Below are 25,075 nucleotides of genomic sequence, written 5' to 3'. Positions count from 1 at the left end.
TATAACTCAGATTTTTTTAGTTTTTCTGGTTCAGTTCTTGCCAGGTTTTTTCTATCAGATATTCAATGACATCAGCCCTGTTTCGGTTAAAGCGCTTCTCAAGTTTTACCAGCGTCTTTTTTGCACTTTCAGAAATACGAATATTAACCGGAGATTTAACCGCTACTTTCTTACGATGTTTCATATTTGCATAACGTTTGCGCAACGTATTAAGAAACAGTTGTTTTGTGTCTGGCTCTTCCTCCCAGAGATAATATAGTGCAGGAACAGCAAGGTTTTGCATCTCATGAACAAGGTTAATATTTTTAAAATCCCGAAGAATCTTTCGATGCAGACCGAATTGAGCCATTATCCATTCAATGTTTTCAGGCTCTGCGTCAGTTATCCAGGAAAAATCTTTTCTAAATCGTTCCTTATTGTAAAAATACTCATCTCTTAGTTCCGCTATAATGGCATCTTTGCGTTTAATACGGTGAGGTAGCATATCCAGGATGGATAATATTGCCAGATAACATTGTTCCGGTGTGTCAGGGACTGATGACGACATGTGCTCACCAATAAGCCAGAAATGCCCCTCCCGTCGGTAATAATATCGGGGGTTCACTTCATTACTCTCCGTCATCCCGAATGTTACGTATTCTTTTACTAACCCTAACCAGAAATACAGACAACCATAAGCATCCCGCCTGAGCCATGACAACTGAGATTCATCAACACTACGTTCACGGTAATTTGAGGCATACCGGAGCACTGCTCTGAGAATACGTGCGTCACCGTCATTATTTTGTATTTCATCATCAATGATACTGTTAATTTTATCCTGAATTTGTTGCCTGTTCTTTTGCGCACTGAAAGCAAAGCGTCTGGCATCTTCTGCATGACCAAGGCGCCAGAGAAGATAGCCCCCTTCCCTGACTGAGTTCACTTCAATATACCTGTGCATACAGCTCTCTCTGATAACATTGAATAAAAATTATTGACAAGTATACGTTGAGTATAAAAACAGAAATGTGAAACATCACAAAGAATTCAACTGAATATACATGGAAATACCTGAAGGAAGAACCACAATCATAAGCTGGATTCACTACAAAAACCAAGTGGCTTTCATTGAGTTATCAAACAGATATCGGATGAATATCATGCAATCACATATCTTTATAATAAAATTAAATCAATGAGTTAGCTTGCATACTTTCATGTTTTTCATTCTTATTAATAAGATTCCATCTCTCATTACAACTGGATTATGATGCTACAGGTTCAGTGTGAGAGCATCTGGTCTGGATGGGGATGCTTTACCCGCGGCGTTTGTGCTTTCATTTTTTACGCTGTCTTGCAATTATACGAAACGTTACCTTTACAGGTACCGACACCGGCGTAGCCGTTGTGTCAATATAAGTGACCGGGAGTGGAACACACATCACTCTGCTGTCAGAGTGGTGAAGATAATATACGCTGAGGTGTAGAGGAGTAAGCACAGTGAACGACATTCTCAGAGAGTATTATCGTAAGTGGCGGGAAGGTATGCGTAGCATAACACCTGTACGGTAGCATTACTGGAATGCACGGCGATGTTAATCAGGTGAAGTCAGATTAACAGTGTTCTCCCGGACGACGTGTATGGCCAGAAATATACAACGCTAAATATTTAGCCTGAGACTGACTGAAACCCTCAAAATAGATTCATTTAGGTTATTAGTGTTATTTTATAAAGAAGCTTACGAACCCCCACCCATTAACCATCTCCAACGACACATCCATCAGCAGAGTTTAGCCGTATACACTCAGCGTGATTAATCTTATCTCCCGTCTGGTCCTGATGCACTTATGCTATACAGTAGTCCCGGATGTTACCGTGAGGATGACATGAACAAATATCCTCTCACGCTGATAATACGCAGCTGACGGTCCCGGTAACTTTGTTCAGCATGAGCCTGCTCATCCATCCGATTCATTCCACGCAGTAAAAAATAACACACCGCTGTTATCCCATGACCACTATTCATCACGGGATAACATCATGCTTCACAATACCAACAGAAATCACCAACCAGATAATTCTCTACAGAATGTTTTATTCAGTCATCAGAACCAGCTCTTTGAAAGCTACTCAAAACTCTTAATACTGCGGGTGGATTTTGCCTATCGCCAGAATAGTGATTCATTTAACGCCGCTGACGTGAATCAACTGGTCGCCGATATGACCTGGCTGACGGAACAGAGTTCGGCATTATCAGGGCTGGTGGGGTATGCCTGGGTACTGGAATACACAGAAGATCACCGTTACCACGTCCATGCTGCATTTTATCTCAATGGTCAGCGTCACAGGAAGGTCTGGTGCTTCTGGGAAGCCATTCAGTCGCTGTGGGGGGACATTACTGACGGAGAAGGCTATGCACACCGGTGTGAACCTAAGGGACATTACAGGGTAAGGGGAGAGCGTGTTATCAGTTTTTCCGACAACAGAGGGCGGGAGGGTATGCAATACATCCTGAGCTACCTGGGTAAGCAGTCGCAGCGGACAGCGCACCGGATTTACAGAGTTAGCACTGTCCCGGTACCGGCAGTGAGTGGCAGGCGACGTAAGTACAGCTGAACCCGCCGATAAAAAAATACGCCATCGGTATATCGTTTGAAGAAGTCTGCACCATTCGAATCCTGACTTCTTCTCCTTTCCCACAAACGGAGAAAAACGATGACCACACCTGTCAGCCTTCTTAACGACAAATTTGTCGATATGGCGTTTATCACAAAACTTACCGGCTTAACCGACAAATGGTTCTATAAGCTCATACAGGACGGTGAATTCCCTAAACCCATCAAGCTGGGGAGAAGCTCTCGCTGGCTTGAAAGCGAAGTGGAAGCCTGGCTACAGCTACGCATTGCACAGTCCCGTCAGTAATCTATCGAACGCAACCTCCTACCTGATTTAAGACCACCAGTCGTATGACCTGCACTGCTGCCCTCCCCGGGACGGTTCACTGCTGCCTGTCGTATGGCAAAGGACCAATACTATGACGATTTACGCAAAATCTTTTATCGCGCTTGACGGCAATCAGCGCCTCACGGGTGCGGTCACTGCACAGCTTCACCCTTACGACCGCTATACCTGCCACCTCTGCGGCAGTGCGCTGGTATTCCACCCTGAATGGGGTACTAACCGCCCGTGGTTTGAGCACACATGGGAAGACCTGACGGAGAACGGACGCCACCATTGCCCGTATGTACGCCCTGAGCCTAAGGAAGCCAGGCGGGTGCGGGTGCTGCGTCGCTATGCGCCGGATGCCTTACCGCTGGTGCGCAAAACAGATTGGCACTGCTCTAGCTGTGGGGAGGATTATCACGGTGAACGGTACTGCCTAACCTGTCGTACCGGTGATTACAGCCGGGCGCTCTCCGGTGCAGTAGACCGGACTAGGGAGGTAACGGTATGCGCATACTGAAATGTTATCTGGCGAACAACACCCGTAATCAGTTTGTTAATGCCAAAGAAGCCGCTAAGGCCGGTGATGGTGCAGGGCACTGGACATGCGCCAGTTGCGGCTGTGAATTACTCCTGCGTATAGGCGTACCAGGAGAAGCCTCCTGGTTTGAGCACATACGGCATTCCACTCCCCATCAACGGCTTATGTAATGCGCATGGGTGGACCCTGAGGAAAAAGCACGGGCTCGAGAAAAGAAGCTCCGTCAGGAGGTGTATTCCGTGGACAAAAATTTAAGACCGCCTCAGGAATGGCATTGTGTGCTGTGTGATACCGCATATAAGGGGAATAAGTACTGCAGAATCTGTAAATCCGGGCTCTACAGTACGGAGCCGAGGTTCATAGGCTGTCTCCCCAAACCTGATGACGAAAACTAGCTCGGCACAATCTGCAGCGTATCTGATGCGCTGCCTGCCACTAACATACAACTCGCCAACGTGGTTCTTTCCACCTAACCTGAAAACGAGCATTTTACGTAATAAATTTAAATTCAGTTGACTTCCCTCCCCGGATTGATAGACTCACCACACGCATTGTAATTTAAGTTTATTCAATGAAAACTGAGCCAGTCCCCTATTCCATCGTTGCTTCATTTACTCCCGGTGCGCATGTAAGTCGTATCAGACAGAATGATCAGGCTAAAGCATGTCGCTTTTATGCTACCGAGCAATTTATGAGTGACTGCTGGCAACCGGGTAATACCATCAACGGTGTTAAAGAACAGGTTGTACGCCCCACTCAAGCGGTTCTGTCAGTCCAGACGGGAGATGTAGTCATTAGCCTGATTCATTGTAAGGCCGCTATCGTCAGCCCTGAGCATGCCGGGCGTCTGCTCAGTAATAACTATGTCAGGGTCGAAGTTGACAGCCGGAAGGTTATTCCTGCTTGGTTTGTCTGGCACTTCAATGAAAGCAGGGAAAGCCGCCGCCAGCAAGCTATGGCAACGCAAGGGTCAACGTTTGTATTACGTTTGTCTCTTACTGAGGTACGTCAGTTTACTGCAACGCTGCCTCCTCTTAATAAGCAGAAGGCAATCGGTGGGCTCTATTTGGCAACTATTGAAAAACGCCATTACCAAGAGCGCCTGGCCGCACTAAACGAACAACAGATCCTGAGCCAGCTCAGTGATATGATTCAGTAACTATCCCTTAACCGGGACTTACAAGAACAACAGGAAGAAGTATGTCGCCCCAGATTGAAGCGCAAAATTTGAGTGAACTGCAAAGCCGCCTTTGGAATATTGCTGATACGCTACGTGGCAAGATGAATGCCGATGAGTTTCGTGACTATTGCCTTGGTTTCATCTTTTACAAATATCTTTCCGAGAAGTTTGTCACTTATGCCAACAAAATCCTGAAAGAAGACGGGATTAAGTATAACGAGCTGACCACTGAGCATCCGGCTTATCAGGACATCATTAATGCGGTAAAAGACGACAGCATTCAGACGCTGGGTTACTTTCTGCCCCCAACTGACCTGTTCCACACCATGGCTCAGCGTGTAGCTAAAGATCAGAAAGGCGCAGGAGAAGGTTTTATTCTCGAAGATCTTGCTACTACCCTACGTAATATTGAGCAGAGCACCCTGGGAACTGACTCCGCAGATGACTTCAGCAACCTGTTTGAAGACCTGGATTTAGGCTCCAGCAAACTGGGTAATACTGCCAAAGCAAAAAATGAGCTAATTGGTAAGGTTATCACCGAACTCGACAAATTGAGTTTTAATCTGAGTGAAGCCAGTTCTGACATACTGGGCGATGCTTACGAGTATTTGATTGGGCAATTCGCTTCAGGTGCAGGTAAAAAAGCGGGCGAGTTCTATACACCGCAGCCGGTTTCTACGTTGCTGGCAAAAATTGTTACTACTCACAAGCTCAAACTGAAAAACGTATATGACCCGACCTGTGGCTCTGGCTCTCTACTGCTGCGTGTAAAACGTGAAGCCTCTTCCGTAGGTAAAATCTACGGTCAGGAGATGAACCGCACCACCTACAACCTGGCACGTATGAACATGATTTTGCATGGTGTTCACTATGCTGACTTTGAAATCATGCAGGAAGATACGCTGGAACACCCGCAGCATACGCATCTGAAATTTGATGCGATTGTCGCCAACCCACCGTTCTCGGCCAAATGGAGCGCCAGCCAGCTGTTTATGAACGATGACCGTTTTGCGCAATACGGCAAACTGGCCCCGTCCAGCAAAGCGGATATGGCATTTGTGCAACATATGTTCTATCACCTGGAAGATGACGGCACGATGGCTGTGGTGCTGCCGCATGGCGTTCTTTTCCGTGGTGCTGCGGAAGGCCATATTCGTAAGTTCATGATTGAGCAGTTGAACTGTATTGACGCAGTAATTGGGCTACCTGCCAATATCTTCTATGGCACAAGTATCCCAACCTGTGTGCTGGTATTGCGTAAGTGCCGCAAGCACAACAACGGTATTTTGTTTATTGATGCAAGCAATGACTTTGAGAAAGTGAAAACTCAAAATCGCTTGCTGCCGGAACATATCGATAAGATTGCTGATACTTACAATGACTGGAAAACTAAAGAGAAGTACAGCCATATTGCTACTCTTGAAGAGATCCGTGGTAATGATTACAACCTCAACATACCTCGTTATGTTGATAACTTTGAAGTGGAAGATGAAATTGACCTCAACGCCGTTGCGCAAGAGATTCGTAAGCTGGAAGGGAAAGTAGCTGAGATTGATAAGACCATTGCCATGTTCTGTAAGGAACTGGGGATCGACGCCCCTTTTAAGCAGGCAGAGGGGAGTAAGTAATGGTGCCAAAGATAAGATTCCAATCATTCTCAACCCCTTTAGTTAAATATAAGGTTGAGGATATCTTAGAACGTTTTACTTCTCCAGTTCTCGTCAATAAAACACAAAAATATCGAGAAATAGGAATTCGCTCTCATGGTAGAGGGTTATTCCATAAGGATGAGATTTTGGGTTCTGAATTAGGAAGTAAACGTGTTTTTTGGGTAAAAAAAGATGCTTTAATCCTAAATATTGTTTTTGCATGGGAGCAAGCTATTGCACTTACCTCTGCGGAAGATGAGGGGTTTATTGCATCTCATCGATTCCCTATGTATTACCCAAAAGAAAATAAATGTAATATCGACTATATTAGAAGGTATTTTTTAACCAAAAAAGGGAAGAGCTTATTAGAATCCGCATCTCCAGGTGGGGCTGGTCGAAACAAAACTTTGGGGCAAAAAAACTTCAATGAATTAGTTTTATCAATTCCTGATATTTTAGAGCAAACTAAAATTGCTGACTTCCTCAATTCTGTTGATGAAATAATTAAGCTAGTGGATAAACAGCACGCTCTTCTAAGTGATTACAAAAAAGGTGTAATACAGAAGATCTTTAGCCAAGAATTGCGATTCAAGGATGATAATGGAAAAGCATTTCCTGAATGGAAAATTAAATCCTTTAGAACTTTATACAGTCTATTAGGTACTAATTCTCTATCCAGAAATGAACTCAACTATGAAAATGGAATAGTTAAAAACATTCACTACGGTGATATACACACGAAATTTAACTGCCTGTTTGATATTAATAAAGAATTGGTTCCCTATATATCCAAGGAAATAAAAATAACCGAGGACAACTTATGTAGAAAAGGGGATTTAGTAATTGCGGATGCTTCTGAGGATTATAATGATATTGGTAAGTGTATTGAGATAGTTAATGTCGGGCAACAACAGATTGTTGCCGGGTTACACACTTTTTTAGCAAGACCGTCCACCAATATGGCTCTAGGTTTCGGCAGTTACATGATGCAATCATCAGAAGTCAGGAAGCAAATAAAAGTAATTGCGACGGGCGTTTCTGTATTAAGTGTCACAAAGAAAAATTTATTAGAATTGATGCTTCCACTACCAAGCATTGGTGAGCAAACCAAAATTGCCAATTTCCTTGCCACAATCGACGATAAAATCATCCTTAAAAAAGCTGAATTGGATAAGTTGACGACTTGGAAGCAAGCCCTAATTCAGAAAATGTTCGTATAAAATTTTCAGCCTGGTCGATACCGGGCTGCAATCCAGTAGAAGGCACTAAATGCTGATGGCTACACAAAGCGAATACGAGTTAGAAACGCAGCTGGTTAACCAGCTGGTGGGTATGCATTACGAACCGGTTAATGTCACCGACGAAACCAGTATGAAAGCCAACCTGCGCAAGCAGATTGAAACTCACAATCGGCTGGAGGCTGCCCCACTCACTGACAGCGAATTTAACCGTGTTTTTCTACATCTGACCAAAGGTAATGAAGTGATCGATCGCGCCAGAATCCTGCGCGATCGCTACCAATTGCTGCGTGATGACGGTACGGAGAAATGGCTTAGCTTTATCAACAAAGATGAGTGGTGCCAGAATGAGTTTCAGGTCACCCGTCAGGTTAAGCAGTACAACGCCGAACAAAACACACGCAAAACGCGGTTTGACGTTACGCTACTGATCAATGGCCTGCCGCTGGTACAGATTGAGCTTAAGCGACGCGGGCTTGGCCTGAAAGAAGCCTTTAATCAGATTGACCGTTACCATCGGGATGCATTCTGGGTTGGTAGTGGTCTGTTCCAGTATGTTCAGTTGTTTATTATTAGTAATGGTGTTGATACTAAGTATTACGCTAATAATCGGGCTAACCATTTCGAGCAGACCTTTTTCTGGACAGACGAGAAAAATGAACCCATTAAGTCGCTAGAGAAGTTTACAGAAGCCTTCCTGAAAGTTTGTCACATTGCAAAAATGATCACTCACTACACGGTACTGAATGAAACTCGTAAGTGCCTGATGGTCATGCGCCCCTATCAGTACTATGCCTGTGAGGCGATGATCCGCCATGTTAAGGACAGTCTTCACCTAAAGAGCAAACCCCGTAATGGCTATATCTGGCATACCACAGGTAGCGGGAAGACTTTAACCAGCTTTAAGGCCAGCCAGGTGATCATGTCCATGCCTGAAGTTGATCGGGTTATTTTCGTCGTCGATCGTCGCGATCTGGATTATCAAACAGCTAAAGAGTTTAACAGTTTCGCTAAAGACAGCGTAGATACCACTAACAATACCAGTACACTAATTAAGCAGCTAAAGGCTAACAACAGTAAACTGATACTGACCACCATTCAGAAACTGAACAATGCCATTACCCATGAAGGATATAAGGCACAGCTGGAGCACCTGCGTAAGGAACGTATTGTCTTTATCTTTGACGAATGCCACCGCAGCCAGTTCGGTGACACTCACAAAGCTATCGTCAGTTTCTTTGAAAATGCACAACTGTTTGGCTTTACCGGGACCCCGATTTTTGCCGATAACGTCAATATTACCAATGGTATCAAGCAGACCACTGAAATGCTGTTTGATAAATGCCTCCACAAGTATGTCATTGTCGATGCCATCCGTGATGAGAACGTATTGCGCTTTGCCGTGGAGTATGTAGGAACCTATCGCCGTAAGGAAACCAGTAATGAGATCGATATCGATGTGGAAGATATCGACACCAAAGAGGTCATGGAAAGCGATATCCGGCTGGGCAAGATAACCGACTACATCTTGGCTCACCACAATGCAAAGACCCGAAGCCGTGAGTTTACCGCAATGTTCTGCGTGGGCTCGGTGGATATGCTTATTAAGTACTATAACCTCTTTAAAGATAAACAAACAGAGCTTCAGCAGGCCGATCCGGGTTACAAACCGTTGCGTATCGCTACTATCTTTACTTATGCAGCAAACGAAGCGGACAAAAGCGATAAGGAAGCAGTTAACGGCTTACTGGATGAAGAAGATATCAGCCTACCTCAAGGCGGGAAAATCGATATCTCCAGTCGGGACCATCTGGACAGCTTCATCAAGGATTACAATACACTGTATGGCACCAGCTATTCAGCTAATGATTCACAAAGCTTTTACAATTATTACAAAAACATTGCACAACGAACCAAAGAAAAAGGGATTGATATCCTGCTGGTGGTCAATATGTTCCTCACGGGATTTGACAGCCCGGCCCTCAATACGCTTTACGTTGATAAAAACCTGCGTTACCACGGGCTGATACAGGCATTCTCCCGAACCAACCGTATTCTTAATGAAAAGAAAAGCCACGGTAACATCGTCTGCTTCCGCAACCTCAAGAAAGCCACTGATGATGCCATAGCGTTATTCTCGAACAAAGACGCATCCTCAGTCGTGCTGGTTAAACCTTTTGAGGAGTACCTGAGCGACTATCAGGCTGCTGTAGATACCATGTTGACCCTGACACCTACAGTGGAAAGCGTGGACAGCCTCCCGGATGAAAAAGCTCAGCTTGCTTTTGTGACGGCTTTCCGTGACATGATGCGACTGAAGAATATCCTGGAGAGCTTTGCTGATTTTGATGAAGTGAGTAAGCCTTTATCGGATCAGACTCTTGCCGATTACACCAGTAAATATCTTGATATTTATGACAAGGTGAAAAAACGCGCTGGCAAAGATAAAGTCTCGATTCTGGATGAGGTCGATTTTGAAGTATCACTGATTCATCGGGATGAAATTAATGTCGGCTATATCCTGAGGCTACTGGCTGGCATCCAGGCTATGCCACCTGAAGAGCAGCAGGAGCAGAAGAAGAAGGTCATGGATATCGTTGACAGTGACGTCACGCTGCGCAGCAAACGTGAGCTGATTGATAACTTCATCGAAGAAAATCTGCTGCATGTTTCGCATGATGAAGATATCACCCAGACCTTTGAAACCTACGTTGAACGTGAAAAACGTAAAGCAGTTGCAACGCTGTGTGCTGAAGAAAGCCTGGATGAAAGTAAAGTTGCCGCTTTACTGGATAATTACCTGTTTACCGATATTACCCCACGCGAGGACGAAGTAGCCAAGGCTCTCACATGGACGCCCAGGATCCTTGAAAGGAAGACGGTGCTTAAACGTGTATATGACAAGGTTTGTGCCGTGATTGATACTTTTATCAACGGAATGCGTGGGTTCTGAGGGTAGCGAAGCCCCTATTGGGGCTTCGCTATTGATATATTTACCCGGTTAAGCGATATATTGTAGGTGGAAAGTAAATGATTAATTGATATACTATAAAATAATCATACGCAGTATTTGATACAGGAATACATTATGATAATAAATTTCCTTTTTAGAGTTCTTTTAACATTTAACGCAACATCGTTGTTGGCTATAATTTTCTTTGTACAAAAGAAGTACACCCTTTATTACTTTTTCCAAGGGTTTGAACACAGTCATTGGTTGAGTTTATTACCACAAATGACATCATACGTATTTTACATGCTAATCCCCATATTACTAACTTGGGTTAGTTTGTTTTTAAGTTCCAGACTGGGCAAGGATGAGTTTAAAGAAGGTGAAATAGTTTCGGTGGAGCATGCGAACAACTCATTTCTTCCAAGTTATCTTGGTTATTTCTTTGTAGCTTTAAGTATAACTAGTTGGTCTGCCTTGTTTTTTGTTTATGCCGTTTTGTTTATTTTTACCTTTATGTCTCAAGCATTATACTTTAACCCTTTATTTCTACTGTTTAGATATGAGTTTTATAACATTAAAAACAAGAGCGGCGCATCCATTTTTTTAATTAGCCGTCATAAATACAAAACCCCCAAAGAAATCAAGATCCCCGTTGCATTTAGAATAAACAACTATACCTTTATCGAAAGGAAAATATGATGAATAACATTTTTGCGAAAGTAAAAGGACCTCGTAAGAAACCTTTTTTTAAATTGGTATCAGACTACACTTTGTTTGACGCTTTAGATTTATCTACTCTTAGCCTCATTCCATATAACCCTGACCATAATCTTGATGAAGATTCATGGTTCAAAATTGAAAATTTTAGTCAGCAATCATTCTGCTTATCATGCATTAAGGATGAATTTGATTCTAAGGACTTCGACGATTTAACAAAAAAATATTTCACGAAGATTTCATATATATTCTCTCATCAGAATGAAGACTTTTATTTTCAGAAAATAACCCCATCCCTGTTTATCAAGAGAAAAACAATCGCTTTTGGTGAATCAGCAGAAATAGAAGAAAATGAAGGGCGGTTGATTGTTAATCATATACCTGATGCTGTATATCTAAAGGAAAGAAATATATTATTATTCAGAAATCTCGCAACAATCTCAAGTATATTTAAAGGTATCGATATCCTGTACAAAGAAGCCACGGAAGAAGAAGTTAAGTCGTTTTTAAGTGAATCCTTCATTGTACTTTCAACTGACTATGATGTAGAAAAGGTATCAAAGCCAAACCGAAAGAGAATTGCATTAGCTATGGATACTCTTGCAACGATGCCAGTGGAAGACAGAGGTGAAATGCTGAATTACATTAATGATTATTGTGCTGAAAAACTTAAATATGACACTACTGAGAGTAAATTCGAAGTATCATCAGAAGAAGAGTTAAAATATTTGCTGTATGGTATCGAACAAAGATTTTACACTACTAGATTTGGTAATGAAAAGAGATTAGCCAACTCAATACAAAGATTATAAAAGTGGTGTAATGGATACCTTAATCAACAGAATTTGTGGATTCTGAAGCTGAAGGAAATCTGTATAATCTTCGCTATTACCATTACAGTTTAGGTCGAGGCTATAATCTAGGGGGGACAGGTAACAAAACCTGTTGCTGCCCCCGTGCCTGCGCACTGAGTGCACCTGCCGTCCTGCCGATATTACGTTCACTCGCACTGTCAGAAACAGATTGCGTGCATATCGTAGTCTTTTGTTATTCTTCTGATTTTGGGTTTTGAAAGGTAAAAAGGCGTCCGGAATTTAACTTCCAGATGCCTTCTGTATGTAATTGGTGTTCTACACGATTTACCTGCTTAACATAGGGTTATTGAGTTTTGCATAATCAAATGGGCTAATTGTTTCCTCCCGGTTCGCATCCAGAAAATCCGCCCACCACTGCAACATCAGCTTGCGTTCATCCAGATGTTCCGCTTTATGGATATACGCAGCCCGCACTGAGTTACGTTCCAAATGGCTCATCTGCCGCTCCACCGCATCCTTCGACCATAGTCCTGACTCAATCAACGAACTACAAGCCATTGTGCGAAAACCATGACCACAGACTTCGACTTTAGTGTCATAGCCCATGACACGTAGCGCACTGTTCACCGTGTTCTCACTCATGGGTTTACGCGGATCGTGATCGCCAATAAAAATGAGCTCGTGCTCTCCGCAAAACTGTTTTATCTGCTTCAGGATCGCCAGCGCCTGTTTTGAAAGCGGCACCAGATGGGGTGTACGCATTTTTGACCCTCGCTGAGAATGTTTCACTCCGGGAATAGGCTCTCGCTCAGGAGGGATGGTCCACATTGACGTTTCAAAATCAATCTCTGACCAGCGAGCAAAACGCAGTTCACTGGATCTAATAAAGATAAGCAAAGTGAGTTCGGTTGCCCAACGGGTTAGTGGCCTGCCGGTGTAGTCATCTATTTTCTGGAGTAATTCAGGGATGCGCTTTAACTCCAGCGCCGGACGATGCTGTCGATTACTGGAAGCTACCGCCCCTGCCATCTCTTGCGCCGGGTTGTAATCAATTAACCCGCTCTGCACTGCATAACGCATGATAGCCGTGGTGCGCTGTTGAAGGCGCGAGGCCACTTCAAGACGTCCAGACATCTCTACGGTTTTAATAGGAATTAACAGATCGCGGGTACCCAGTTCAGCAATATTACGAGTACCAATTGCCGGGAAGATATTATCCTCCAGGCTCTTTTTTACGCGATTGGCATGATCTTCCGACCATTTTTGGTTGGTCACGAGCCACTCTCTGGCAACCTTCTCGAAAGTAATAATCTCTTTCGACTGCTCTTCTTTCACAGCACGTTTATGCTCACGAGGATCGATACCAGTAGCTACCAGCTTTCTGGCCTCTTCCCTTTTCTTCCGGGCATCCGCCAGTGAAATTTCAGGATAGACACCGAACGCCATCAAATGTTGTTTACCGCCAAAACGGAAACGAAATCGCCAATACTTAGAGCCGCTAGGTTTTACAAGTAAGGACATGCCGTCGCCGTCAACAAGTGAATACTCTTTCTCCTCAGGTTTCGCAGAACGAACTTTAGCATCTGTTAGGGCCATAATGGTCCTCCTTCCATTGGTATCTCGTGAGTATACAAGCAATATCGAATCGGAAAATATACTCATTAGTATACTTACAAGCTTGTTGATGTGGGTTGAATTAGGTTGACTTTAGTTGAGAAGGAAAGCGGGCAAAGCCTTGTGGGCCGCGGATTTCAGGCATAAAAAAAGACGTCGGTTGACGTCTATTTATATCATTTTGGTGCCGAAGGCCGGACTCGAACCGGCACGTATTTCTACGGTTGATTTTGAATCAACTGCGTCTACCGATTTCGCCACTTCGGCACTGAAGGGGATGCGGAAACGTTGTGGATTATACCTGTCGCGCGCCGCCATGCAAGCGACGACGCGCGAAACCCGCGCTAAGTGCCCAAAAAACCAGCGCCCTTTGTCACTCCAGCTCAGACACCGCCAGCCTAATCACACCTGCCGCCTTCTGCTCCGGCAGCGCCAGCACCTTCGCCCACATCTCCTGCACCATATCGCAGGAGAGCTTCTCTTTGCCCGCCGCCTTCTCCGGCATCTGCAACAGCTGGATGTCCTCGCCGTACTTATCGGCAAGGTCCTTCATAATCGGTCGGACATCCTCGACGGCCGCCTCGCGCTCGGCCTGCGTCACGGTGTGGCGGTTTTTGCCGTAGGCCGCGCGCATCATGTCGGCGTCGGCCTGCATGCGCCGCGTCATCAGGTCTTTATCCAGCATGCGCATCGGGTTCACGCCGCCCTTCACCATCGGGTAGAGGAAGCGGAAGCAGGCGTCGTCGCTCACCTTCTGGATGGCGGCGGTCTGCTCCATGTTGATGGTCATGTAGTTCACCACGTTGGCGTCCGGGGCGTTTTGCAGGCGCGTCATCTGCAAATGCAGGATCTGCGGCTGGATGGTGTCGATAATGTGCTGCTCAGGCTCGCCGGCCTTTTGCAGGGCGGCCATCTGGTCAAGGATGCGCTGATGCAGCACAGGCTCCTGCTCCTTGATCACCTGCCAGGCGGGCATCGCGTTAAGGGCGGTATCAATTTGCGCTTCCGGAGCGCGCTGCCTGTCGAAGAAGACCCAGAACGCCACGGCGGCAGCCGCGACAACAACAATGACCGTACTGATCCACGTTTTTTTCATCTCGCATCCTTATCCTTGCGTTATGCCGGTTTACACCGGCACGCCGCTGTGGAAGCGAAACTCGTGGTCCGGTGTCGAGATAAGTGTGGCTTCAATTTCGCCAAAAAGCTGTATGCGCGGTGAGATATCGTCGTCGCTTACCTGCCGGGCCAGCGTCAGGTAATCCTGATAGTGGCGCGCTTCCGAGCGCAGCAGCGAGAGATAGAACTTCTGCAGGTCATCGTCAAGGAACGGGGCCAGTGCGGCGAAGCGTTCGCAGGAGCGGGCTTCGATGTAGGCGCCGCAGATGAGCTTGTCGATCAGCGTCAGCGGTTCGTGAGTGCGCACTTCCTTCAGCATCCCTTTGGCGTAGCGGCTGGCGGTGATTTTGACGTACGGGATGTCGCGGGCCAGCATCGCCTCGCGCACCTGCCAGAAGTGGTGCAGCTCCTCTTTAATCAACAGCACCATGCTGTCGATGAGCGCCTGGCCCCACGGGTCGTCGGTTTTGGGCATTACGCTTTTGCCAATCTGCCTGTGAAGGGCGATGAAGTCCGGCTCCGGGCCGTCGCGAAAGGTGAACTGTTCGTAGGGCTTGAGCCAGTCGAGCAGCGCGTCGGCACCGCTTTCGTCGGCGACGTATTTGCGCACGAGTAATAGCGCGGTTTGAGCGGCCTTGAGCTCGCACACCATGTGGTCGGTGAGCAGCAGCGGCAGGTTCGCCGGGTCGCGGGCTTTATCAATCCATGCTTGCGGGGTCGGGCACTGGAGGAAGTTGAGTACGGGGGCGAGTATCTGCGGGTAATCCATGGTTCTGCCTTGAAAAAGCGGTGGCGCGTGCCACCGCCTGAAACGCTTAGTGACGCACGCCGTCGTCGTCTTCGTCGACGTAATCTTCGTCGTCGCCTTCTTCGCCGTCTTCACCGTTCGGATCTTCGAAGTAGGTTCCCCAGCCGTCGTATTCCACGTCAAACTTCTCGGCCAGGTTCATCAGCTGTTCGACCTGCGCGTCAATCAGCTCCGCCTTCAGCGCGCCTTCGCTCAGGATGTCGCAGCAGATGACGGTGTCGCCCTCTTCCACTTCCAGCTCTTCCGGCTCGGTCACTTCGTAACCCAGCTTGAAGGCTTCCACGGCCATTTTTTCCAGCGCGTCGAAATCATCCGCAGAGAAATGGTGCTCGATGGTGTACAGCGCGTCCGGATCGCTACCGTCTTCCAGCAGCTCTTCAATAATCAGACGCGTCTCTTCGCGTTGCTCTTCCAGTAATTCCGGGTTTGCCATGGCTCAATCCTCTTTAAAGTGCGGCAGATACTTCTATTTTCACACACGGACGGGTTTGCCTCCACCTTTGTTGGAAAGATTTGTGAAACGGGGTTGCAAATGAATAATTACACATATAAAGTGAATTTTAATTCAATAAGTGGCGTTCGCCATGCGAGGATAAAATGGCCGATTTGTACAAGAAACACTTTCTGAAATTGCTCGACTTTACCCCTGCACAGTTCACTTCTCTGCTGACCCTTGCCGCACAGCTCAAGGCTGATAAGAAAAATGGCAAGGAAGTACAGAAGCTTACCGGTAAGAACATCGCGCTCATCTTCGAAAAAGACTCGACCCGTACCCGTTGCTCTTTCGAAGTTGCCGCATTTGACCAGGGCGCACGCGTCACGTATTTAGGGCCGAGCGGCAGCCAGATTGGGCATAAAGAGTCAATTAAGGACACCGCACGCGTGCTCGGGCGGATGTACGACGGCATTCAGTATCGCGGTCACGGCCAGGAAGTCGTCGAAACGCTGGCGCAGTATGCGGGCGTGCCGGTGTGGAACGGGCTGACCAACGAGTTCCACCCGACCCAGCTGCTGGCGGACCTGCTGACCATGCAGGAGCACTTGCCGGGCAAGGCGTTTAACGAGATGACGCTGGTCTACGCGGGCGACGCGCGCAACAACATGGGCAACTCGATGCTGGAAGCGGCGGCGCTGACCGGGCTGGATCTGCGCCTGGTGGCCCCGAAGGCCTGCTGGCCGGAAGAGAGCCTGGTGGCGGAGTGCAGCGCGCTGGCGGAGAAGCACGGCGGCAAAATCACCCTGACGGAAGACGTGGCGGCGGGCGTGAAGGGCGCGGACTTTATCTATACCGACGTCTGGGTGTCGATGGGCGAAGCCAAAGAGAAGTGGGCGGAGCGTATTGCCCTGCTGCGCGGGTATCAGGTGAACGCGCAGATGATGGCGCTCACCGGCAACCCGAACGTGAAGTTCCTGCACTGTCTGCCCGCGTTCCATGACGACCAGACCACGCTCGGCAAGCAGATGGCGAAGGAGTTCGACCTGCACGGCGGGATGGAGGTGACGGATGAGGTGTTTGAGTCGGCGGCGAGCATCGTGTTCGACCAGGCGGAAAACCGGATGCATACGATTAAGGCGGTGATGGTGGCGACGCTTGGGGAGTGATTGGGTCCTCTGCGCGCTGGTGCCCTCACCCCAGCCCTCTCCCACAGGGAGAGGGAGAAAACCCACCCCGTAGGCCCGTGCAAGCGAAGCGCCGCCGGGCAAACCGGCTCCATTTCATTGATTTTTCACCCCGAAAAAGGTACGTTTTCGCCTTCATTCCAGCGTGGACATACCAGCATTATGCCGATTATTCAGTCTGTTGAACGTGCGTTGCAGATCCTCGACCTGTTTAACGAGCAGGCCACCGAGCTTAAGATCACCGACATCAGCAAACTGATGGGGCTGAGCAAGAGTACCCTCCACTCGCTGCTGAAAACCCTGCAGCTTCACGGCTATATCGATCAGAACCCGGAGAACGGAAAATATCGCCTCGGCATGAAGCTGGTCGAGCGCGGCCATTTTGTCGTGGGCTCAATCGATATCCGCCAGAAGGCGAAAGGCTGGCTGACGGAGCTGTCACAGCGGACCGGACAGACCACCCATCTGGGGATCCTGGACGGGCGTGAAGGGGTCTATATCGAGAAGATTGAAGGCAAGCTGGCCGCCATCGCCTATTCGCGCATCGGCCGCCGCCTGCCGGTTCACGCCACCGCCATCGGCAAAGTGTTGATTGCCTGGCTGGGCGAGGCCGAGCTTAACGCCCTGCTGGAGGGCTATCAGTACACCACCTTTACACCCGCTACCCTCGCCTCCCGCGAAGCGTTAATGACCGCCCTGGCGCAGACCCGCGAGCAGGGCTACGCCCTGGACAGCGAAGAGAACGAGCAGGGCGTGCGCTGCGTGGCAGTGCCGGTGTGGAACCACGAATCCCGCGTGATTGCCGCCCTGAGCCTGTCGACGCTCACCTCCCGCGTGGACGACGCCGAGCTAGCCCGCTTCCGCGAGGAGCTTCAGCAGGCCGGGCTCGAGCTGTCACGCGCGCTGGGCTATACCGGCTCGTAGGTGAAGTAGTCGAAGTCCGCGTGACAGCCGTCGCCGCTGATGTCCTCGCAGTGCAGCCCCACAAACGCGCCGGTAAAGAAGCCGCGCCCTCCGATGTAATCGTCTGACAGCTTCCACGCCTCATACGTGACCGGCACGGCGTGCCACGTCTCGCCGTCGAAGGAGTAGCTGTAGCGGTAGACCAGCGTATCCACGTCTACCCGCAGCCAGACGCTCTCCGCATGTTCCGGCACCGGAATGGGCTGCTCGTGCAGCGGCCACGACGGTACGTTGTGGTCGAGCTGGATAACCTTAATCGTTCTGCCCTGCCCCTCCTCGTAGTCCACAAAGCAGTAGCTCCAGTTTTTGCTGTTGTAGTAGCAGGTCAGCCCGGCGCTCTGCTGGAAGTGGATCGGCGAGAACTGCATCCGCGTCTCGGCACGGAAGGTGAAGTGCTGCCAGCGGCGCGCCACGGTCGACTGGGTGAAGGTCGAGTTGAGCGAGTCGTTGCCGTAGAGCCGTAAGAAGCCCGGGCGCGCGGTGAGCGAGCCGAGGGTGTCGTCGAACGGAATGCGCAGGGTCTGCAGTTCCGGGTCAAGCGTGCTGCCGTCGAAATCCTCCCGCCAGTTACCCTGAGCGGCTGCGGGCTGTTCCACCACCTGCGGGCCTTTCACCGTCAGCTGCGCGTGTTTGCCGCCTTCCACGTACGGCCAGCCGTCGCGCCACGCAATACGGGCGATGCCGGTCTCGCGCCCCAGCGGGCAGTAGCCGCGCCCGCCGGAGGCCAGCAGCGGCACGCCGGGCAGGCGCAGCGGGCGGCTGGTGAGGTAGGCCATATACCATTCTCCCGTATGGGTTTGCAGCAGCGAGCCGTGGCCGCTCTTCTGCAGCGGGTTCTCCGGCAGGTGCCAGCTGGTCATCATCGTCACGTCCGGGTGCAGCTCGTACGGCCCGTCGATATTTTTTGAACGCAGTACCACGACCGCGTGCTCGTAGCTGGTGCCGCCCTCGGCAACCATCAGGTAGTACCAGCCCGCGTGGCGATAAAGATGCGCCCCTTCGGTGTAGCAGAGCGGCGTGCCGGTAAACAGCGTTTTGCGCTCGGGCGAGAGCGTGCCGGTCTGCGGGTCAAACTCCTGCATCACAATGGTGTTGTGCGGGTTGCTGTGGTGACGCGGCCCCCACGGACGGTAGAGGTAGTATTTGCGGCCATCGTCGTCGTGGAACAGGGACGGATCGAACCCACCGTTGCCCATCGGGATCGGCTCGCTCCACGGCCCCTCAATGGACGGCGCGGTGACGAGGAAGTTGCGGCCGTTTTTCCACGGCGAGTCGACAATCTTCACGTCGGTATAGAGCAGCCAGAACTTGCCGTCGGCGTAGCTCAGGCAAGGCGCCCAGATGCCGCCGGAGTCCGGGTTGCCCTTCATGTCCAGCATCGACACGCGGTCCAGCGGCGTGCTGACCAGCGACCAGTTTTTCAGGTCGCGGGAGTGATAGATGCGCACGCCCGGGAACCACTCGAAGGTCGAGGTGGCGATGTAGTAGTCCTCGCCCTGACGGCAGAGGGACGGGTCCGGGTTGAAGCCGGTCAGGATCGGGTTAGTAATTTCCATGTTGCCTCCGGTTAATGGGATGCGGCTGTCGCGGCGTCGGGAACGGCCTCGCCCTGCGCCGCGCGGTGCTTGATCAGCTGCTGGCTGATGGCCTCCACGCGGGCGTCGGTGAGCTTGTAGAACGACAGCATGATGAACATGCCCGCGTAGAGCACCACCGGCACCACGCAGAACAAAATTTTGATGGTGGTCAGCACTTCCACCGGCTGCACGCTGCTGCTGGCGGAGTAGTTCACATACGCAAGGATCCAGCCCACCACCGCCCCGCCAATCGCCAGGCCAATCTTCAGGCTGAACAGGTAGGTGGAGAACACCAGCCCGTCCAGGCGTCGCCCGCTGCGGCTTTCTTCGTAATCCACCACGTCAGAGGCCATCAGCCACTGCAGCGGCGTGGTGGTGTTAAAGACGAACAGGAACAGGATGTTGAGGGCGAAAATCAGCGCGATGTGCTCCGCCGGGGTGACGAAAATCAGCAGGCTGATCAGCGAGTAGGCGACGATGATCCACTTGAAGGCGGTGACGCGATCGAAGCGGCCCAGCAGTCGGGAGGAGCAGAGCGAGCCGAACATGGTGGCGAGGCTGCCGTAGAGTAAAAACTGGGTTGCCATCTCCGGGTGATCCATCACGTATTTCACGAAGTAGAGCGTCGCCCCGCCGCGCACCACGTTGGAGCAGGTCGCCATCATCTTGAATGCGCACATGATGCGCCACTGGCCGTTGCCCAGCAGCAGCCTGAGATCTTTCGCCACCGACGAGCCCGGCTGCACCTCAAAGGTGTAGCGCTCTTTGGTGGTGAAGAAGCAGACGTAAAGCAGGACCACGCCGGTCAGCCCCAGCACGCACATGGCGCCGAAATAGCCCACCTGCTCGTCCCCCTTGCCGATGATGCTGACCAGCGGCAGCGCAATGCCGCTGATGGCGAGCGAGCCCGCCGCGGCGAGGAAGAAGCGCCAGGACTGAAGGGCGTGGCGCTCTTTCGGGTCGGCGGTGATCACCCCCGGCATGGCGCAGTACGGGACGTTAACGAAGGTGTAGACCAGGGTCAGGAGAATGTAGGTCGCGCAGGCGTAGATGATTTTGCCCTGCGCGGAGAAGTCCGGCGTGTAGAAGGTCAGCATGCAGACGATGCCAAACGGGATGGCGCCCCACAGCAGGAACGGGCGGAACTGACCGTGCCGCGTGCGGGTGCGGTCTACCAGCAGCCCCATCAGCGGGTCGGTCACGGCGTCGAGCACGCGGGAGACTAAAAACAGCGTGCCCATAATGCCCGCGGAGAGACCAAACACGTCGGTGTAGAAATAGGCCAGCAGGAACATCGTGGCCTGCCAGACAAAGCCGCAGGCGGTGTCACCCAGCCCGTAGCCAATTTTGTCTTTCATGGTTAACTGCGTCATCAGAATTACACCCTTTGGTAGTGTGCTGAATTACAACATCGTGTTAATGGAGTGTAATGAGCTGTTCAATTAACCAGCAATGGTCATATCTTATTTCTGAATTATGTTATTTTGCTTTTGTGACGCCAACGATATATCGCAAAACATTGTTTTAATTAACAAATTACAGATGCGCAAAAGCCGCCCACGGAATATATTCCGTAGACGACAATCGCGTGAAAAATAATTAAATGCCGAGCGCTTTTTTACCGGCGTTAATTACCTCAATAATTTTATCGGTGTCATAAATACAGCCTTTCCAGGTGCCGCCGCTTACGGACTGCAATGCCGCCCACAGCCGGGTATCGTCCGGCAAAAAGTCGTGGGCGTGCAGGTCCGGGTGCGTCTGCCGCAGCGCCAGCTCGCGCGCGCCCTCCTCCGGCGTCAGCGGGTTATCCGCCGTGCCGATAAAGTTCACGCTGCCCGTGAGGGTCAGTCGGTCGACGGCAATCTCGATGATGTCGTTGTCGCGCAGCTTGCCAATCGGCCCGCCTGCCAGCGCCTCCGGCGACACGTGCCCGAAGCAGGCGCCCGTCGATACGCCCGAGAAGCGCGCATCGGTGATTAACGACACCGTCTTGCCCCAGGAGATATGCTTCAGCGCGGAGGTGAGCTGGTAGGTCTCTTCCATACCGGTGCCGGACGGGCCGCCGCCGATCACCACCATGATATCGCCCTGCGCAATCTCTTCCCGCTTGATGGCCTTGATGGCCTGCGCTTCCGAGACAAACACTCGCACCCGGCCGGTGTGGCGGTAAACGCCATCGTCATCCACCACCGACGGGTCGATCGCCGTGGCCTTGATCACCGAACCTTCCGGCGCGATGTTGCCCGTCGGGAAGCAGACCGTCGAGGTCAGCCCTTTCGCTTTGGCCTTCTCCGGCGGCAGGATCACGTCATCCGGCTCCACGCCGTCCTGCTCGCGCAGGCACTGGCGGAAGCGCTTACGGCGCTCGGACGTCTGCCACCAGTCGAGGTTCTCGCCCACCGTCTGGCCGGTGACGGTCATGGCGTCCAGATGCAGCAGGCCGAGATCGCGCAGGTGGAGCATCACTTCCGGCACGCCGCCCGCGAGGAACGCGCGCACGGTCGGGTGATAGTCCGGGCCGTTGGGCAGCACGCTCACCAGGCGCGGCACCCTGCGGTTGACGCGCGTCCAGTGCTCTACGTCCGGGATCGTGCAGCCCGCCGCGTGGGCGATGGCCGGGATGTGCAGCAGTAAATTCGTCGAGCCGCCGAACGCCGCGTGGATCACCATGGCGTTTTCGATGGCTTTATCGGTGAGGATATCGCGCGTGGTGATGCCGCGGTTATCCAGCTCGCTCACCGCCCGCGCCGACTGGCGGGCGTTCTCCAGCCACACCGCCTGCCCGGACGGCGCCAGCGCGGAGTGCGGCAGCGCCAGCCCCAGCGCTTCCGCCACCACCTGCGAGGTGCCCGCCGTGCCGAGGAACTGGCAGCCGCCACCCGGCGACGCGCAGGCGCGACAGCCGAGCTCGGCGGCCTCCTGCAAGGAGAGCTCGTGGTTGGCAAAACGCGCGCCGATGGTCTGCACCTTGCCCGCATCTTCCCCCACGGTCGGCGGCAGCGTCGCCCCGCCCGGCACCAGAATGGTCGGCAGGTCGTGCATGGAGGCCAGCGCAATCATGGTGGCGGGCAGCCCTTTATCGCAGGTCGCCACGCCGATCACCGCCCGGCGCGTCGGCAGGGAGCGGATCAGACGGCGAAACACGATCGCCGCGTCGTTACGATACGGCAGGGAGTCGAACATGCCGTACGTGCCTTGCGAGCGCCCGTCGCACGGATCGCTGACGAAGGCCGCAAACGGGATCCCGCCGTTGCGGGTGATCTCCTTCGCCGCCGCCTGCATCTGCATGCCGATTTCCCAGTGTCCGGTGTGGTAGCCCAGCGCAACCGGGCGTCCGTCCCCGGCGCGAATACCGCCCTGGGTGCCGATAATCAGCACCTCTTTGCCGGTCAGCTTATTGGCGTCCCAGCCCATCCCGGCGTTCTGCGTCATGCCGAACAGGTTGCCGCTGGGGGATTCCATCAGCATCTGCGGGGTCAGCGGCAGCGCGCCCTGCGGCCCCGCCGCGTGGGTGATCACCGCATAAAACGCATCGTCCTGAGGGGTGAAAATTTTCTCAATGGTCATCGTTATCGTCCGGCTCAGCAGAGCTTGAGCTGTTGCAGCAGGGTTTTCAGCTGCGCCTTACGCGGCTCGTCCAGCGGCGTGGCGGGCGGCAGCACGTGCGTGGAGACTGGACGACCACAAAGCACGATCGCCTCTTTAATGACGTTCACAAACGGCGTATCCAGCTGATACATCTGCGGGATTTGCAGCAGGGTCTGATGATACTCAGCCGCTTTCGCCACGTCTTTATCCCGCCAGGCTTTCAGAAGATTCACCGACACCTGCGGGGCAAAGTTGCCGCTCGCCGAAATCGCCCCGTCGCCGCCGAGCAGCAGGGTATTAAACAGATGATCGTCGTAGCCGCACAGCACGGTGAAGTGCGGGTGAGCGGCTTTAACGGTAAGGATCATGCTGCGCAGGTGGGCGACGGAGTCGATGGTGTCTTTGATGCCGATAATATTGCTGCGCGAATCGGCCAGGGTTTTCACCAGCGCCGGAGTCAGATCCTGCCCGGTCAGCGCCGGGAAGTTATAGAGCATCACCGGCAGCGTGACGCTGTCGGCCACCTGTTCGAAATAGCGGATCAGGTTCGCTTCCGACACCTTCCAGTAGTAGGGGTTGATCACCACGATGCCGTCCGCCCCCGCCTGCTGCGCGTGCTGGCTGAGTTCAATGGTTTCCCGGGCGTTGGTGCCGCCGGTGCCGATCAGCACCGGCACACGACGATCGACATGATCGATAGCAAAGCGGGCAATGGTTTTACGCTCTCCAGCGCTGAGCTGGGAGAACTCGCCGCCGCTGCCCAGGAAGAACAGGCCGTCAACGCCCGCTGCGATCAGATCGTCGATCAGCGCGGCGGTGCCCTGCTCATCAAGCTGGCCGTCGGCGGTAAAAATGGTGGAGACAGGGGGAATGATTCCCGTGAACAACGCGGACTGCGGCATAAGATCTCCTTGTTGAATCATTTTGTTCTACATTATAGAACAGCGTTCATTAATTTAACGATCATACTATGACGCAGAAAAAGGGGAGGTAAATGGGAGATGAGGAGGGAGTGCGGGAAGTTTAAGCTGGATCACATTATGCGTGGGTGCGGTCTGGTGCCCCAGCCCTCTCCCTGTGGGAGAAGGCTGGGGTGAGGGGAAATTACTCCACCAGCATTTTAACAACCACTTTTCTGACCTTAGCAGGCTCCCCCACCGCGCACAGCGGCTTATGCACTTCACCCGGCCAGAACACCACAAAATCCCCTTCACTCAGCACCACGGTTTTCTCCTGCTCGCCTTCCGGCAGGAACGCGATGTCTTTATCCGCCAGCCAATCGGTGTCCGGCGTGCCGTGCGGCAGGGTGCTGAACGTCATCCCTTCCTGGCCCTTCAGCACAATCTGGATATCCAGATAGCGCGCGTGGTACTCGGCGCGGCGCTCGGCGAACGGCTGGGTCATGTCTTCTGACACCAGATAAAACAGGCTGTTGCCGTTGATGTCATGCTTGCCGAGCGGCGTGGCGTCGGTGACGTGGGCTTTAACGTGCTCAATGGCCTGGCGCAGCGCGTCAGGCAGCCAGGACTGCAGATGGTGGATGTTGCCGATAATCATGGGAAACCTCTCGATGTAAAACAACGTTTCATTTTTGTCTTTTATACGAGAGTTAAGCCTGCCATACCAGCCCTTTTTCGACGAGGTTTGCGCGAGCGCATGTTTATCGGGAAAGGTGTTAACCCACTGTTAATCCTGCCCAGGCAATTATGCAGCGGTTATGCATAACCTCATTTCGCGCGCGCTAAGGTTCTAACATAACCCACTGAAATA

At 51.4% G+C, this 25,075-nt stretch carries 22 protein-coding genes, 1 tRNA gene and 1 pseudogene; 13 read left to right on the top strand and 11 right to left on the bottom strand.

The genetic code is table 11. The features are described 5' to 3' along the window. Positions 1-16: 16 nt before the first annotated feature. Complete coding sequence (locus tag ACMGGH_RS08120) at positions 17-943, bottom strand: hypothetical protein (RefSeq protein WP_420299096.1); 927 nt, start codon at positions 941-943, stop codon at positions 17-19. Between the two features lie 1,080 nt (positions 944-2,023). On the opposite strand from ACMGGH_RS08120, the gene ACMGGH_RS08115 reads away from it, so the two are divergent. The 10 genes and pseudogenes from ACMGGH_RS08115 (at position 2,024) to ACMGGH_RS08070 (ending at position 12,016) form a co-directional block, all read left to right on the top strand. Then, the gene (locus ACMGGH_RS08115) at positions 2,024-2,599 is read left to right on the top strand and encodes a hypothetical protein (protein ID WP_420299095.1); all 576 of its coding nucleotides are present in this window, start codon (positions 2,024-2,026) and stop codon (positions 2,597-2,599) included. A 99-nt stretch (positions 2,600-2,698) separates the two neighbouring features. Beyond that, positions 2,699-2,905 (top strand): helix-turn-helix transcriptional regulator, encoded by a 207-nt coding sequence (locus ACMGGH_RS08110; RefSeq protein ID WP_420299094.1) that lies wholly within the window; start codon positions 2,699-2,701, stop codon positions 2,903-2,905. 112 nt (positions 2,906-3,017) lie between these two features. Continuing rightward, positions 3,018-3,446 carry a putative zinc ribbon protein gene (locus tag ACMGGH_RS08105; protein ID WP_420299093.1) on the top strand — a complete coding sequence of 143 codons (429 nt, stop codon included), beginning with the start codon at positions 3,018-3,020 and terminating at the stop codon, positions 3,444-3,446. Next, positions 3,434-3,862 (top strand): annotated as a pseudogene (locus tag ACMGGH_RS08100) (putative zinc ribbon protein). Before ACMGGH_RS08105 ends, ACMGGH_RS08100 begins: the two are co-directional and overlap by 13 nt. Positions 3,863-4,038: 176 nt before the next feature. Then, a complete protein-coding gene (locus ACMGGH_RS08095; RefSeq protein WP_420299092.1) occupies positions 4,039-4,626 on the top strand; it encodes a restriction endonuclease subunit S in 588 nt (195 codons plus the stop codon). A 41-nt stretch (positions 4,627-4,667) separates the two neighbouring features. Beyond that, positions 4,668-6,275 (top strand): type I restriction-modification system subunit M, encoded by a 1,608-nt coding sequence (locus ACMGGH_RS08090; RefSeq protein WP_420299091.1) that lies wholly within the window; start codon positions 4,668-4,670, stop codon positions 6,273-6,275. Further along, positions 6,275-7,516 (top strand): restriction endonuclease subunit S, encoded by a 1,242-nt coding sequence (locus ACMGGH_RS08085; protein WP_420299090.1) that lies wholly within the window; start codon positions 6,275-6,277, stop codon positions 7,514-7,516. The genes ACMGGH_RS08090 and ACMGGH_RS08085 overlap by 1 nt, the downstream gene beginning before the upstream one ends. A 55-nt stretch (positions 7,517-7,571) precedes the next feature. Beyond that, positions 7,572-10,487 carry a type I restriction endonuclease subunit R gene (locus ACMGGH_RS08080; RefSeq protein ID WP_420299089.1) on the top strand — a complete coding sequence of 972 codons (2,916 nt, stop codon included), beginning with the start codon at positions 7,572-7,574 and terminating at the stop codon, positions 10,485-10,487. Positions 10,488-10,622: 135 nt separating this feature from the next. Then, positions 10,623-11,186, top strand: coding sequence for a hypothetical protein (locus ACMGGH_RS08075; protein WP_420299088.1), 564 nt, complete (start codon positions 10,623-10,625; stop codon positions 11,184-11,186). Next, the gene (locus ACMGGH_RS08070; protein WP_420299087.1) at positions 11,183-12,016 is read left to right on the top strand and encodes an ATP F0F1 synthase synthase; all 834 of its coding nucleotides are present in this window, start codon (positions 11,183-11,185) and stop codon (positions 12,014-12,016) included. Before ACMGGH_RS08075 ends, ACMGGH_RS08070 begins: the two co-directional genes overlap by 4 nt. A gap of 327 nt (positions 12,017-12,343) precedes the next feature. On the opposite strand, the gene ACMGGH_RS08065 is transcribed toward ACMGGH_RS08070, so the two are convergent. The 5 genes from ACMGGH_RS08065 to rraB all read right to left on the bottom strand — a co-directional run bounded on the left by ACMGGH_RS08065 (position 12,344) and on the right by rraB (position 15,990). Further along, entirely contained in the window at positions 12,344-13,615 is a 1,272-nt protein-coding gene (locus tag ACMGGH_RS08065) for a tyrosine-type recombinase/integrase (protein WP_420299086.1), read from the bottom strand. A gap of 200 nt (positions 13,616-13,815) precedes the next feature. Next, positions 13,816-13,900: transfer RNA gene (locus tag ACMGGH_RS08060), tRNA-Leu, on the bottom strand. Positions 13,901-14,006: 106 nt separating this feature from the next. Further along, complete coding sequence (locus ACMGGH_RS08055) at positions 14,007-14,729, bottom strand: topoisomerase II (RefSeq protein WP_232948676.1); 723 nt, start codon at positions 14,727-14,729, stop codon at positions 14,007-14,009. Between the two features lie 30 nt (positions 14,730-14,759). Continuing rightward, positions 14,760-15,518 (bottom strand): tRNA isopentenyl-2-thiomethyl-A-37 hydroxylase MiaE, encoded by a 759-nt coding sequence (miaE, locus tag ACMGGH_RS08050; RefSeq protein WP_232948677.1) that lies wholly within the window; start codon positions 15,516-15,518, stop codon positions 14,760-14,762. Between the two features lie 46 nt (positions 15,519-15,564). Next, positions 15,565-15,990 carry a ribonuclease E inhibitor RraB gene (gene rraB / locus ACMGGH_RS08045; RefSeq protein WP_008501374.1) on the bottom strand — a complete coding sequence of 142 codons (426 nt, stop codon included), beginning with the start codon at positions 15,988-15,990 and terminating at the stop codon, positions 15,565-15,567. 99 nt (positions 15,991-16,089) lie between these two features. Here rraB and argL point away from each other — a divergent pair, with 99 nt between their 5' ends. The 3 genes from argL to xynR all read left to right on the top strand — a co-directional run bounded on the left by argL (position 16,090) and on the right by xynR (position 18,101). Beyond that, the gene (gene argL, locus ACMGGH_RS08040) at positions 16,090-16,185 is read left to right on the top strand and encodes a putative translational regulatory protein ArgL (RefSeq protein WP_226848185.1); all 96 of its coding nucleotides are present in this window, start codon (positions 16,090-16,092) and stop codon (positions 16,183-16,185) included. Next, entirely contained in the window at positions 16,155-17,159 is a 1,005-nt protein-coding gene (gene argF / locus ACMGGH_RS08035) for an ornithine carbamoyltransferase (protein WP_232948678.1), read from the top strand. The genes argL and argF overlap by 31 nt, the downstream gene beginning before the upstream one ends. 180 nt (positions 17,160-17,339) lie before the next feature. Further along, positions 17,340-18,101 (top strand): DNA-binding transcriptional repressor XynR, encoded by a 762-nt coding sequence (xynR, locus tag ACMGGH_RS08030; RefSeq protein ID WP_100170992.1) that lies wholly within the window; start codon positions 17,340-17,342, stop codon positions 18,099-18,101. Here the strand turns inward: xynR and ACMGGH_RS08025 are convergent. The 5 genes from ACMGGH_RS08025 to ACMGGH_RS08005 all read right to left on the bottom strand — a co-directional run bounded on the left by ACMGGH_RS08025 (position 18,086) and on the right by ACMGGH_RS08005 (position 24,862). After that, the gene (locus ACMGGH_RS08025; RefSeq protein WP_069733171.1) at positions 18,086-19,696 is read right to left on the bottom strand and encodes a glycoside hydrolase family 43 protein; all 1,611 of its coding nucleotides are present in this window, start codon (positions 19,694-19,696) and stop codon (positions 18,086-18,088) included. The two genes, xynR and ACMGGH_RS08025, sit on opposite strands and share 16 nt — an antisense overlap. An 11-nt stretch (positions 19,697-19,707) precedes the next feature. Continuing rightward, a complete protein-coding gene (locus tag ACMGGH_RS08020; RefSeq protein WP_227441993.1) occupies positions 19,708-21,090 on the bottom strand; it encodes an MFS transporter in 1,383 nt (460 codons plus the stop codon). Between the two features lie 226 nt (positions 21,091-21,316). Continuing rightward, the gene (gene yagF / locus ACMGGH_RS08015) at positions 21,317-23,284 is read right to left on the bottom strand and encodes a xylonate dehydratase YagF (RefSeq protein WP_232948679.1); all 1,968 of its coding nucleotides are present in this window, start codon (positions 23,282-23,284) and stop codon (positions 21,317-21,319) included. A 14-nt stretch (positions 23,285-23,298) separates the two neighbouring features. Then, on the bottom strand, positions 23,299-24,207 hold the full coding sequence (gene yagE, locus ACMGGH_RS08010; protein ID WP_232948680.1) for a 2-keto-3-deoxygluconate aldolase: 909 nt from the start codon (positions 24,205-24,207) through the stop codon (positions 23,299-23,301). A 202-nt stretch (positions 24,208-24,409) separates the two neighbouring features. Next, positions 24,410-24,862, bottom strand: coding sequence for a YhcH/YjgK/YiaL family protein (locus tag ACMGGH_RS08005; protein ID WP_028015322.1), 453 nt, complete (start codon positions 24,860-24,862; stop codon positions 24,410-24,412). Positions 24,863-25,075: the final 213 nt, after the last annotated feature.

It is taken from the genome of Enterobacter sp. BNK-16, assembly GCF_048684955.1.
Lineage (GTDB): Bacteria > Pseudomonadota > Gammaproteobacteria > Enterobacterales > Enterobacteriaceae > Enterobacter > Enterobacter bugandensis.
This window is presented reverse-complemented; position numbering and strand designations above follow the sequence as displayed.